A 12,484-nucleotide genomic window follows, 5' to 3' on the forward strand; every position below is an offset into this window, starting at 1 on the left:
CGACGAAGGCGCCTAGGCGAAGTTGGATGAGGGGGATCGGCGCTGATCGTGCGCGCAGCGGTGCGGTCGCTACACCCTCACCCAGCTACGACTAAGGCTGCAAGCAGCCAAGTCTGCGCAGCCCTCTCCCTCAAAGGAGAGGGATAAGGGACGTCCGCTACCCCCCGCACCCTCATCATAACGTAACACCCACTGGCCCCCCTGCGCCTCAGCCGCTAGAGGCCATGCGATGCGGCCCGACATTCCCACCCTCCTTCACGACATATTCGGCTTTCCCGCCTTTCGCGGGGTGCAGGAACAGGTGGTGGGGCGCGTTATGGCGGGGCTGCCCACGCTGGCGATCATGCCAACCGGGGCGGGCAAGTCGCTCTGCTACCAGCTGCCGTCCGCCGCGCTGGACGGCTGCTGCGTCGTCGTATCGCCGCTGATTGCGTTGATGCACGACCAGTTGCGCGCGGCCAACGCCGTGGGCCTGCGCGCCGCCAGCCTGACCAGCGTGGACGCCGACTGGCGCGAGACGCAGGATCGCCTCCGCAATGGCGATCTCGACCTGCTCTATGTCGCCCCCGAACGCGCCAGTCAGGAGGGGTTTCGCAGCCTGCTCCGATCGGCAAAGGTCGCCCTGTTCGCGATCGACGAAGCCCATTGCGTGTCCGAATGGGGCCATGATTTCCGCCCCGACTATCGCCTGCTGCGCCCGCTGCTCGACGAATTTCCCGATGTCCCGCGCCTCGCCCTCACCGCAACCGCGGACGCCCATACGCGCGAGGATATCCTCGTCCAGTTGGGCATCCCGCGCGATGGTCTCATCATCTCCGGCTTCGACCGGCCCAATATCCGTTACGCCGTCCATCCGCGCGACGGCCTGTCCAGTCAGCTCGCCGATCTGGTCGCCACCCATCCCGGCCCCGGCATCGTCTATGCCCAGACCCGCGCCGCGACCGAGAAAATGGCCGAAACGCTGGGTCGCGGCGGCCGCCCCGTGCGCGCCTATCATGCGGGCCTCGACCCCGCCGTCCGCGCCCGCAACCAGGCCGCCTTCATCGCCAGCGAAGATATGGTGATGGTCGCCACCGTCGCCTTCGGCATGGGCATCGACAAGCCCGATGTGCGCTTCGTCGCCCATGCGGGCCTGCCCAAGTCGATCGAGGGCTATTATCAGGAATCGGGCCGCGCGGGCCGCGATGGCGAACCGGCGGTCGCGCATCTCTTTTGGGGCGCGGAGGATTTCGCCCGCGCCCGTCAGCGGATCATGGAACTGGACCCGTCCCGCCAGCAGGGGGAGCGCACCCGCATCGCCGCGCTCGGCGCGCTGGTGGAGACCGCCACCTGCCGTCGCGCGATCCTGTTGCGCCATTTCGGCGAATCCCCGCCAGCGACTTGCGGCAATTGCGACAATTGCCTCTCGCCGCCCGCCAGCGTCGACGCCACCGAAACCGCGCGCAAATATCTCTCAGCCGTCTATCGCACCGGGCAAAGCTTCGGCTCCGGCCATATCGAGGCGGTGCTGACCGGCGGCGTCACCGACAAGTTGCGCGAGCGCGGCCATGACAAGATTTCGGTCTATGGCATCGTGTCGGGCGACGAAACCGCGCTGCTGCGCCCGGTATCGCGCGCGCTGCTGGTGCGCGACGCGCTGGAAACGACCGAACATGGCGGGCTGATGCTCGGCCCCAACGCCCGGCCGATCCTGCGTGGCGAGGAGGAAGTCCGCATCCTCGTGCCGCCCAAGCGCGAACGCCGCAAGCGCAACGCCCGCAACGGGGCGGAGGCCAATCCGGTCGGCGACCCGCTGTTCGACGCGCTGCGCACCTGCCGCCGCGAACTGGCGCAGGAGGCGGGCGTGCCGCCCTATGTCATCTTCCACGATTCGACCCTGCGCGAAATGGCCGAACAGCGCCCCACCAGCCTGCGCGATCTGGGCACGATCAGTGGCGTCGGCCAGAAAAAGCTCGACGCCTGGGGCGATGCCTTCCTGGCGGCGATCCGGCCCTTTCTGTAACGCGACATCCTTGAAACCGGCGCTGTCCGGGCGCATGGGATGAGCAAAGGAGACCCACCGATGTTCCGCAAACTGACCGACCATATCCTCGTTTCGCCCCAGATCACGATCAATCAGGTGGCAGAGGCCAAGGCTCAGGGTGTGACAATGATCGTCAACAACCGCCCCGATGACGAGGAGCCGGGTCAGGTCAACGGCGCGGAAATCGAAGCCGCGGCTAAGGCGGCGGGCATCGCCTATGTCGCCGTCCCCGTAGCCCATGGCGGCTTTGCCCCCTGGCAGCTCGATGGCATGGCCGCCGCGCTGGAACAGGCCGGGACGGGTAAGACGCTCGCTTATTGCCGGTCAGGCACCCGCAGCACCTTGCTCTGGGCGCTCACCCGCGCGCGGGCAGGCGACAATGGCGACGTGCTGGCAGCACAGGCCGCCGCCGCAGGCTATGACATCGCCCCGGTGCGCCAGATCATGGACGCGCTCAAGAGCGACTGATCACTGCTCCTCGCACCGCCCGGTAAATTCGGTCGCCGCGCGCACATGGACGATGCGCGTGCGGCGATCATAGTCGATGCGCGGCTTGTTCAGCCCGTTCATGCGATAGCTGCCCGTAATCCGGTCCGGCGTCACCAGCAGGTCGGCGATCGGCCACCAGCCGTCGCTCCCGCCCGAATGGATCGGCGACACCAGCTTGCCGGACGGATGCACCCGGCCGACGCCATCGGCAATCTCGATTTCCAGGTCGGACGAGAAGGCTTCGCGCCCCATGGTCGTGCCAAATTCCGGCTCGAATTTGCGCGACTTGCGGTTGTAGCGATAGCCTGACGTGCTTTGCGCCGCCGGCCCGCTGCCCGCGCCGATACAGACCAGCGAAATCCGGTCATGAGGCTGCGTTGGCCGCATTGCCGCGCTGCCGCCAGCATTGCAATTGGCCGCCGGAACCGTGCCGATCGCACTGTATCGGCCCTCCGCCGTCGCCACCGAAATGCACTGCCGCTGCCGCTCGCTCCACCAGAAGGACCATTTCGTGTCACGCACCACATTGGTGGTGACGAAGCGATAGCCCCGCGCCTCCAGCTGGGTTTCGCCCCCGGCGGCCCTGGCACCGACCAGGTCGGCGACATCGGGCGGGGTCTGGGCGATGGCGGGGGTCGCGGATGCCGCCAGCAGGACGGCTATCACAGGCAGGCAACGCATGGATCAATCCTCCAGACAGGGCGCAGATATGAACATTAGCGCGTGAACAGAAATCCGACGATAAGGAACAGGGTAAATGCTTCAAACAGGGTGATGGCAACCGCACCAATCGCGGAAATATAGCCGGTTTCCAGCTTTATGGCGAACCAGCGTGTCTCTACGATGACATAATAGACTATGCTTGCGACGACCAGCCCGATGCCGCCCATATAGGTGGTCGGCATTGTCGTGCGGGCCAGGCTGATGCCGATGCCAATCCCCAGCGCGAACACGCCGGTGGGATAGCATTGCGCGTAAAAGGGCGCGCGCAACGCATTGCGGTCGATCGGCAGGCCGCGCCGGCGCACCATCCTTGTCGCGGTGAACAGGGAAAAGGACGCAAAAACCACAAGGCGCAGCACCAGCGCGCTGGCATCGTCATTGACCAATCCGGCCAGCCCGTGCCGGTCGGCGACGATCGCGTCGACTTGCCCCAGCGCCAGCGACACCGCATGGGCCATCAGCAGCGCAATCGCCAGGAACAGCGGCGGACTGAGCGCCGCGCCATATTGCTCGTCATCGGGCAAAGCGAGCTGGTCGTCGGCATAGTCCATCATCGCAAAGGGATGGACGATCGAACGCCACAGCGTCAGCGGGAAGAAGAGCAGCCAGCTCATGACTTCGTAGAGAAGCTCGTCGAGCGAGTTGATCCATTTCATGAAATCCATGGCGCATCATCGAACAAAGCCGGTGCGCAGGGCAATCCCCTTAGAGCATGGAAATCTCAGCTCTCCACCGTCACATGCTCCATCCGGGGCAGGGTGCGCACCCGCGCGCGTATCCGCGCGGCGTCTGCGCCCGGTGCCAGGCTGATGATAGATGCATGGGCATGGGGTCCGATGCGCCAGACGTGCAGGTCGCGGATGGTCGCGCCCTCGGCCTCCACCAGCGTCCGCACCCTCGCCATCAGCGCCGGTTCGGCGGTATCGAGCAGGATGGCGGCGGTATCCTTCATCAGGCCCCAGGCCCAGCGCGCAATCACCACCGCGCCCAGCAGGCCGACCGCCGGGTCCATCCACCACCAGCCCAGATATCGCCCCGCCAGCAACGCCGCGATCGCCAGCACCGACGTCAGCGCATCGGTCAGCACATGCACATAGGCAGCGCGCAGATTATTGTCGGCATGGCCATGCTTGGCACCATCGGCGTGATCATGCCCGTCATGATCATGGCTATGGTCATGCCCCAGCAGGAAGGCGCTGATGATATTGATGACCAGCCCGACGACCGCCACCAAGGTCGCTTCGCCAAAGGCAACCTCGACCGGCTGAAAGAAGCGCATCCCCGATTCGATCGCGATGAACAGCGCCATGACGCCCAGCAACAGGGCGGACGCGAAGCCCGACAGATCGCCAACCTTGCCGGTGCCAAAGGTAAAGCGCGGGTTGCGCGCGTGCCGCCGGGCATAGCCATAGGCCGCCGCCGCTACCGCCAGCGCGCCCGCGTGCGTGGCCATATGAAAGCCATCGGCCAGCAGCGCCATCGATCCGGTGGTCCAGCCAGCAACAATTTCCACCACCATGGTCGCCGCAGTCAGCCAGACGACCCACAGGGTGCGCTTGGCATTTTCGTCATGTCCGGCGGACAGATAGATATGGTCGAAATAATGGCTGTCCTCGCCATCGCCGCCTTGCAGCGATGCGGCATTTTCCAGCCCCTGGTCATGGTCCCGATCATGGGGATGATCGCCATGATGATGATGGTCGTTATGCATCGTCATTTCCCGTAGCGGCGGATCAGCGCCAGCATTTCCTCACTTGCAGCTGTGCGCTCGGCATCGGTCAGGCCGGGCCGGGCGACATGCTCGCGCATATGCTGCTCGATCAGCTCCTCCATCAAACTGCCCACCGCGCCGCGCACCGACGCCACCAGTTGCAGCGTTTCGGAGCAACCCGCGTCGCCCGCCAGTTGGCGCTCGACGGCAGCCAGCTGTCCCGCGATACGACGCACCCGCGCCAGCAACTTGTCCCGATCAGCGATAATATGCATAGGATAGCCCCCTATGCTATTTTCTGGACTTTGACCAGAGCTTGATACACCAGCCTCCGTTCGTTTCGAGCGAAGTCGAGAAACCTGCGCGCGACGTTTCTCGACGCAGTTTATCCTGAGCGCCTGCCGCAGGCGGGCAGTCGAAGGGCTCGAAACGAACGGGGGACAGGAAAACCAACCCGCGCTTGACGGCGCACCCGTCTCCAGCCGCTTCCCCAAAAACCATGCCGCCGCGCCATTTGAGGCATGGCCTTGTCTTATCGCCTCCCCTAACAGGATGGCATGACCAACCGGGTGGAATGCGATCTGGCGATCCTTGGCGGCGGCCTGGCGGGCAGCCTGATTGCGCTCGCCTTCGCTGCGCGGCGGCCCGATGTGCGGCTGGCGCTGATCGAGCGTGACGCGGTGATTGGCGGCAATCATATCTGGTCCTTTTTCGATGGCGATGTCGTGCCGGGTGACCGCTGGCTGGTCGATCCGCTGGTCAGCCATCGCTGGCCGCAGGGCCATGACGTCCGCTTTCCCGGCCATCAGCGTCGGCTCGACACCCCCTATAACAGCGTCGCCTCGCCCAAGCTCGACGCCCATGTCCGCGCCGTGCTGGGCGACGCCGTGTTGACCGGGGCGGATGCCATGTCCGTGTCACCGTCGGGCATCACGCTGGCGGACGGGCGAGAGATTGCCGCAGGTGCGGTCATCGACGCGCGCGGCGCGGGCGATCTGTCGACATTACGCTGTGGCTGGCAGAAATTTGTCGGCCATACGCTACGGCTCGACGCGCCGCACGGGATCGACCGGCCGGTGATCATGGACGCAACCGTGGATCAGATCGATGGCTATCGTTTCGTCTATCTGCTGCCCTGGGACGCACGTACGATCTTCATAGAGGACACCTATTACAGCAACAGCCCGGCGCTGGATGTCGCCACCATCGGCGCGCGCATCACCGCCTATGCACAAGGCATGGGCTGGCACGGCACTGTCATCCACCGCGAACAGGGCGTGCTGCCGGTGGTCCATGGCGGGGATTTCGACGCCTATTGGCCCAGCGACGATCCGGTCGCGCGGGCCGGGGTGCGGGCAGGGCTTTTTCAACCAATGACCGGCTATTCGCTGCCCGACGCGGTGCGCTTTGCCACCTGGCTGGTGGACCAGCCGCTCGATCGTCTGGCTGCCGTCACCCGCGCCCGCGCCGCTGCCCACTGGCGCAATGGCGGCTATTATCGCCTGCTCAGCAAGATGCTGTTCGGCGCGGCGCAACCCGACCAGCGCTGGCGCATCTTCGCCCGCTTCTATCGCCTGTCCGCGCCGCTCATCCAGCGCTTCTACGCCGGACGCTCCACCCTCACCGACCGCATCCGCATCTTGTGCGGACGCCCCCCCGTGCCCATAAGGGATGCCATGCGAACATTGTTGAATCCGCCCGCCTGATGACCAGAAGAGCGATCGTCATCGGCGCAGGCTTTGGCGGGCTGGCGCTCGCCATCCGCCTGCAATCCGCCGGTATAGAGACCACTTTGGTGGAGGCGCGCGACCGTCCCGGCGGGCGCGCCTACATGTGGGAAAAGGACGGCTTCACCTTCGACGCCGGGCCGACCGTCATCACCGACCCCGACTGCCTGTCGGAACTGTGGCGTCTGTCGGGGCATGACATGGCGCAGGATGTGACGCTGATGCCGGTCAGCCCCTTCTACCGCCTCAACTGGCGCGACGGCACCAATTTCGATTATAGCAATGACGAAGCGTCGCTGCGGACGGAGATCGCCAAGCTCGATCCCGCCGATGTCGCAGGCTATGAACGCTTCCTCGATTATGCCGCCGGCGTCTATGAGGAGGGGTATCGCAAGCTCGGCTCCGTCGCCTTCCTCGACTTCGCCTCGATGATCAAGGCCGCGCCCGCCCTTGCCAAATATCAGGCCTGGCGCTCGGTTTATTCGATCGTCTCCTCCTATGTGAAGAATGACAAGCTGCGCGAGGCGCTGTCCTTCCACACGCTTCTGGTCGGCGGCAATCCGATGAACACCAGCGCCATCTATGCGCTGATCCACAAGCTGGAAAAGGATGGCGGCGTCTGGTTCGCCAAAGGCGGCACCAACCGTCTGGTGCAGGGCATGGCCACCCATTTCGAGCGGCTGGGCGGCACATTGCGTCTGGGTGACAAGGTGACCCGGATCGAAACCCATGGCGACAAGGTCACCGCCGTCCATACCGCGTCGGGCTGGCGCGGGGAGGCCGATGCGGTCGCCAGCAACGCCGACCTGATGCACAGCTATCGCGATCTGCTGGCCCACCATCCGCGCGGGCAAAAACAGGGCGAGAAGCTGGCGCACAAGCGCTGGTCGCCCAGCCTGTTCGTGCTGCATTTCGGCATCAAAGGCAGCTGGCCCGGCATCCCGCACCATATGATCCTGTTCGGGCCGCGCTATAAGGGGCTGCTGACCGACATTTATGATCATGGCGTGCTGCCGGAGGATTTCTCCCTCTATCTGCACCACCCGACCGTCACCGATCCGTCGATGGCGCCCGAAGGTCATTCCACCTTCTACGCGCTCGCCCCGGTGCCGCATATGGGCAAGCTGCCGATCGACTGGGACCAGTTCGCGCCCGCCTATGCCGAACGCATATTGGACGAGATCCAGCATCGCCTGATCCCCGACATCCGTTCGCGCATCGTCACCCAATTCCATTATGCGCCGTCCGATTTCGGGCGGGATCTGAACGCCCATCTGGGCAGCGCCTTCAGCCTGGAGCCGCTACTGACCCAGAGCGCTTGGTTCCGCGCGCATAATCGCGACGATGTGATCCCCAACCTTTATCTGGTGGGCGCAGGCACGCATCCGGGGGCTGGCATTCCTGGCGTCGTCGGCAGCGCGAAGGCGACTGCGGCACTGATGATCGACGATATGGCATCGACAAGTTAAGTGTCTGATATATAATGATAGTGTCTGATATGCCATATGTGAATATGGGAAGAGTATGAAAAGATTGGCAGTCTATTGCGGATCGGCCACCCCCGCCGATCCCACCTTTATCGAAGCCGCCCGCCATGTCGGCCACACCCTGGCCGCGCGCGGTATCGGCGTCGTCTATGGCGGCGGTCGCCTTGGCCTGATGGGCGCAGTCGCGGATGCTGTGCTGGAAGCGGGCGGGGAGGTGATTGGCGTGATCCCCGAAGCCTTGGTCGGCGCCGAAGTCGCCCATCGCGGCTGCACGGAGTTGCACGTCGTCCAGACCATGCACCAGCGCAAACAGCTGTTCACCGACCTGTCGGACGGCTTCGTCACCCTGCCCGGCGGCGTGGGCACGATGGACGAATTGTGGGAAGCGATCAGCTGGTCGCAACTGGGTTACCACCAAAAGCCGGTCGGCCTGCTCAATGTCGGCGGCTTCTACGACCAGCTGATCGGCTTCAACCGCCAGATGGTGCAGGCAGGCTTCATCCGCGCCCAACATGCGGGCATTCTGCTCCATGCCGACGGCATTGACGCTCTGCTCGACGCCATGGCCGCCTATCAACCGCACGAAACGATCTTCGCGATGAAGGCGGATCGGTTGTGACTGAAAAGTCCCCGTCCCGCTTGCGGGAGGGGTTAGGGGAGGGCATGTCCGCATGATGGATTTAACAACCCCTCCCCCGCCCCCTCCCGCAAGCGGGAGGGGAGACTACGACCGACCCGCCCTCGTCGCCCATGCGCAGGCGAGTATCGCGCGTGGTTCCAAATCCTTCGCCATGGCCTCCACCCTGTTCGACCGGGTGACCCGCGAACGCGCCTGGCTGCTCTATGCCTGGTGCCGCAAATGCGACGACATCGCCGACGGGCAGGACCATGGCGGCACGCTCACCGGCGTGACTGACGGGCAGGCGCGACTCTCCACCATTCGCGTCCTGACCGACATGGCGCTCCGGGGAGAAGCAACGGGCGATCCTGCCTTTGACGGCTTCGGCGTGGTAATGCGCGAATGTGCCATTCCCGCCCGCTATGCCCATGACCTGATCGAGGGCTTCGCGCTCGACGCACGCGACTGGCGACCGCGCAGTCAGGACGACATGCTGCTTTATTGCTACCATGTCGCGGGCGCTGTCGGCTGCATGATGGCGGTGCTGATGGGGGTCGATCCGACCGATGAGGCCACTTTGGACCGCGCCTGCGATCTGGGATTGGCGTTTCAGCTGGCCAATATCGCCCGCGACATCAGCGAGGATGAGGCCGCCGACCGCTGCTACCTGCCGCAGGAGTGGCTGGCGGAAATGGATATCCCGCCCGGCGAACATATGAAGCCATGGGCGCGCCCGCGTCTTGCCCAGTTGGGCAAGCGGATGGCCGACATGGCCGCCGCCTACGAACAAAGCGCGCGCCACGGCACCGGTGCACTTCCGCCGCGCGCCGCCTGGGCGGTCCTGGCCGCAGCAGGTATCTATGGCGACATTGCGCGTGAAGTCGCCAGAAGGGGCGGACGGGCGTGGGACCATCGCGTCGTCACGCCCAAGTCCGACAAGCTGCTATGGGTTGCCCGGTCCGGCTGGCAGGTGATCGGCCGCGCCCAGCGCTGGCCCGCGACTACGCCGCGCCCTGCTGATTTGTGGACTCGCCCAACAGCCTGACATTTCCTCCAAGAACAAAAAAAGGCCGATGCTTTCGCATCGGCCCAAGGCATGTTCGCAGGAGGAACATAGTGGGGCGGGCGGGCCTTGTCTCTTTCGGGCGGCCCGCCCTGCCAAGTCTTACATATTGTAGGCGCGCTCACCGTGGCTGGAGAGATCCAGACCCTGCTGTTCATCTTCGGCGCTCGGACGCAGACCGATGGTCTTGTCGATGACGAAGAAGAGGATCGCGCTACCCACGCCGGACCAGACGAGGGTCAACAGGACCGCCTTGATCTGGGTGATGACCTGACCGGAGATGCTGTAGGCCGAGGCATCGAAACCCGCCGGAAAGACGGTATAGTCGAAATAACCCTGACCGCCGAGCGCCGGAGAGGCGACGATGCCGGTGGCAATGGCGCCAACGATACCGCCAACGCAGTGGACGCCGAACACGTCCAGGCTGTCGTCATAGCCGAGCTTCCCCTTCACGAAGGCCACGAAGATGTAGCAGATCGGCGAGACGACGAAGCCCAGGACGACCGAGGTCATAGGCGCGCCCAGACCAGCCGCCGGGGTGATGGCGACGAGGCCGGCGACAGCGCCGGTGACGGCACCCAGCAACGAAGGCTTGCCATGGTGGAACTGTTCGACCAGCGCCCAGCTGACGGCGGCTGCGCAGGTGGCGACCATGGTGTTGATGAAGGCGACGCCGGTCACGGCATTGGCTTCCAGGTTGGAGCCGGCGTTGAAACCGAACCAGCCGACCCACAGCAGGCTTGCGCCGATCATGGTCATGACGAGCGAGTGCGGCGGCATGGGTTCCTTGGGGAAGCCAACGCGCTTGCCGATCATGAGGCAGCCAACCAGGCCAGCGATGCCCGCATTGATGTGGACGACGGTGCCGCCCGCGAAATCAAGCGCGCCCATGCCCCATAGGAAGCCGGTGTCGGTCGGTGCATCAGCCAGGAAGTCGGGGCCAGCCCAATACCAGACCATGTGCGCGATCGGGAAATAGATCACGGTCAGCCAGGCGACCACGAACACGATCAGCGCCGAAAACTTCACGCGTTCGGCAAAAGCGCCGACGATGAGGGCCGGGGTGATCATGGCGAAGGTCATCTGGAACACGACGAACACCAGTTCAGGCAGATAGACGTTATTGCTGAACGTCGCTGCATAAGTGGTGGCGTCGACGCCCATCAGGAACGCCTTGGAGAAGTTGCCGATGAACGGATTGTTGCTGGTGAAGGCGAGGCTGTAGCCCCAGCAGACCCAAACCAGGCCCGCGACCGACACGATCATGAAAACCTGCATCAGGACCGACAGCATATTCTTGCTGCGGACCAGACCGCCGTAGAAGAGGGCGAGGCCGGGGATCGACATCATCAACACCAGAGCGGCGGAGATCAGCATCCAGGCGACGTCGCCCTTGTTGACCATGCCGGCCATGGCAGCGGCGTCAGGTGCCTTGATCGGGCCGGCAAATGCCGGCGACGCGGCGAGCAGGGTCAGGCCAAGCGCCCCCGCTACCCCGCAAAGTTTCTTGGAAAAGGTCATTATTTCCCCCTTCTTACAGCGCGGTTTCGCCGGTCTCGCCGGTGCGGATACGCACGGCCTGACCGACATCGAGGACGAAGATCTTGCCATCGCCGATGGCGCCCGAATTGGCGGCCGCCTGGGTCGCTTCCACGACGCGCGGCGCAAGGTCGTCGTCGCAGACCACCTCGATCTTGATCTTCGGGACCATGTTGGTGGAATATTCGGCGCCGCGATAGATTTCGGTCTGCCCCTTCTGGCGGCCAAAGCCCTTAACTTCGCTGACCGTCATACCTGCGATGCCGAGCGAGGAGAGTGCCTCGCGGACATCGTCAAGCTTGAACGGCTTGATGATAGCCATGACAAGTTTCATGTCGCCCCCTGTTACTGGTGTGCGGGGACTACTCAGCAAGAGGCGTGCCAATTTGTTAAACGCGGGTTAACGCGGGCTTGCGGCGCGATGACATGAAGGGCAGCGCCAAAAAAATGGGCAGCGTCGTTTCGATGCTCAAAAAATAGGCAGCGTCAGCCTACCATTGCGCGCCTTCCGCAACGGCACCGGCTTCTTCGGGCAGCGTCTCCCGCCCCAGCGCGGCATTGCGATGCGGGAAACGGCCAAAGCGGGCGATGGTTGCATGATGCTGCCGGGCAAAGTCGAGCGAACGGGGGTCGCCGGCCCCTTCAAACAAGGTCAGCGACAGCTCCTGATCCTCAAGCGCCTCGCTATGCTGGAACGGCATGTAGAAGAAGAGCCGCCCTGCGCCGCCGATCTGAATGTCATAGCCATGGGCGATCGCACCGCGCGCCACGTCCCGCGCCAGCGCGTCAGTGGCGAAGGCCTGCGCCGTGCCCCGGAACATGTTGCGCGGCAACTGGTCGAACAGGATCACAGCGGCCAGCGCCTCGTCAGCGCGGTTGAGGAAAGTGTCGGCAGGGAGCGCTTTCTTTTCGCTCCACAAAGGCTGGAATCGTGCCTGACATTGGTGGTCCAGCGCCGGATCATGACTGTACCAGCCTGCCTCGCCGACCTGATTGAACCAGAAGTCGAGCAGCGCCGCCGCCCAGTCGGCGGTGACGGCGTCATGGCTGTCGGTCAGCATGTTCATGGAGGCTATACCCACGACCTTCCCGCCGGGTTCCGC

Annotated in this window: 13 protein-coding genes; 6 read left to right on the forward strand and 7 right to left on the reverse strand. The window is 64.4% G+C overall.

From position 1 onward, the window contains the following. The first annotated feature begins 229 nt into the window (after positions 1–229). Both recQ and Q0D44_RS11470 read left to right on the forward strand, forming a co-directional pair. On the forward strand, positions 230–2,002 hold the full coding sequence (recQ, locus tag Q0D44_RS11465) for a DNA helicase RecQ (protein WP_294136705.1): 1,773 nt from the start codon (positions 230–232) through the stop codon (positions 2,000–2,002). 60 nt (positions 2,003–2,062) lie between these two features. Then, entirely contained in the window at positions 2,063–2,491 is a 429-nt protein-coding gene (locus Q0D44_RS11470) for a TIGR01244 family sulfur transferase (RefSeq protein WP_294136707.1), read from the forward strand. Here Q0D44_RS11470 and Q0D44_RS11475 read toward each other — a convergent pair whose 3' ends face one another. From Q0D44_RS11475 to Q0D44_RS11490, 4 genes are read right to left on the reverse strand one after another with little or no spacing between them, the layout of a single operon-like run. Then, positions 2,492–3,193 carry a hypothetical protein gene (locus Q0D44_RS11475; RefSeq protein WP_294136709.1) on the reverse strand — a complete coding sequence of 234 codons (702 nt, stop codon included), beginning with the start codon at positions 3,191–3,193 and terminating at the stop codon, positions 2,492–2,494. It lies immediately after the preceding gene. A gap of 35 nt (positions 3,194–3,228) precedes the next feature. Then, entirely contained in the window at positions 3,229–3,900 is a 672-nt protein-coding gene (locus Q0D44_RS11480; protein ID WP_294136711.1) for a hypothetical protein, read from the reverse strand. A 56-nt stretch (positions 3,901–3,956) separates the two neighbouring features. Beyond that, positions 3,957–4,952: a CDF family Co(II)/Ni(II) efflux transporter DmeF gene (gene dmeF, locus Q0D44_RS11485; RefSeq protein ID WP_294136714.1), complete on the reverse strand. Its 996-nt coding sequence runs from the start codon at positions 4,950–4,952 to the stop codon at positions 3,957–3,959. After that, a complete protein-coding gene (locus Q0D44_RS11490) occupies positions 4,949–5,221 on the reverse strand; it encodes a metal/formaldehyde-sensitive transcriptional repressor (protein WP_294136716.1) in 273 nt (90 codons plus the stop codon). Before Q0D44_RS11490 ends, dmeF begins: the two co-directional genes overlap by 4 nt. Positions 5,222–5,503: 282 nt before the next feature. Here Q0D44_RS11490 and crtY point away from each other — a divergent pair, with 282 nt between their 5' ends. The 4 genes from crtY to Q0D44_RS11510 are packed head-to-tail and all read left to right on the forward strand — an operon-like array spanning position 5,504 to position 9,824. After that, positions 5,504–6,652, forward strand: a complete 1,149-nt coding sequence (gene crtY / locus Q0D44_RS11495) for a lycopene beta-cyclase CrtY (RefSeq protein ID WP_294136718.1) — start codon at positions 5,504–5,506, stop codon at positions 6,650–6,652. Further along, positions 6,652–8,142 carry a phytoene desaturase gene (locus Q0D44_RS11500; RefSeq protein ID WP_294136721.1) on the forward strand — a complete coding sequence of 497 codons (1,491 nt, stop codon included), beginning with the start codon at positions 6,652–6,654 and terminating at the stop codon, positions 8,140–8,142. Before crtY ends, Q0D44_RS11500 begins: the two co-directional genes overlap by 1 nt. A 55-nt stretch (positions 8,143–8,197) precedes the next feature. After that, a complete protein-coding gene (locus Q0D44_RS11505) occupies positions 8,198–8,779 on the forward strand; it encodes a TIGR00730 family Rossman fold protein (protein ID WP_294136722.1) in 582 nt (193 codons plus the stop codon). Positions 8,780–8,834: 55 nt separating this feature from the next. Beyond that, on the forward strand, positions 8,835–9,824 hold the full coding sequence (locus Q0D44_RS11510) for a phytoene/squalene synthase family protein (RefSeq protein WP_294136781.1): 990 nt from the start codon (positions 8,835–8,837) through the stop codon (positions 9,822–9,824). 120 nt (positions 9,825–9,944) lie between these two features. Here the strand turns inward: Q0D44_RS11510 and Q0D44_RS11515 are convergent, their stop codons facing one another. The 3 genes from Q0D44_RS11515 to Q0D44_RS11525 form a co-directional block, all read right to left on the reverse strand. Beyond that, on the reverse strand, positions 9,945–11,363 hold the full coding sequence (locus tag Q0D44_RS11515; protein ID WP_119749502.1) for an ammonium transporter: 1,419 nt from the start codon (positions 11,361–11,363) through the stop codon (positions 9,945–9,947). Positions 11,364–11,376: 13 nt separating this feature from the next. After that, a complete protein-coding gene (locus Q0D44_RS11520; RefSeq protein ID WP_004209785.1) occupies positions 11,377–11,715 on the reverse strand; it encodes a P-II family nitrogen regulator in 339 nt (112 codons plus the stop codon). Between the two features lie 157 nt (positions 11,716–11,872). Beyond that, complete coding sequence (locus Q0D44_RS11525) at positions 11,873–12,448, reverse strand: DUF924 family protein (RefSeq protein ID WP_294136726.1); 576 nt, start codon at positions 12,446–12,448, stop codon at positions 11,873–11,875. Positions 12,449–12,484: the final 36 nt, after the last annotated feature.

The organism is Sphingobium sp. (genome assembly GCA_023266575.1).
Classification (GTDB): Bacteria; Pseudomonadota; Alphaproteobacteria; order Sphingomonadales; family Sphingomonadaceae; genus Sphingobium.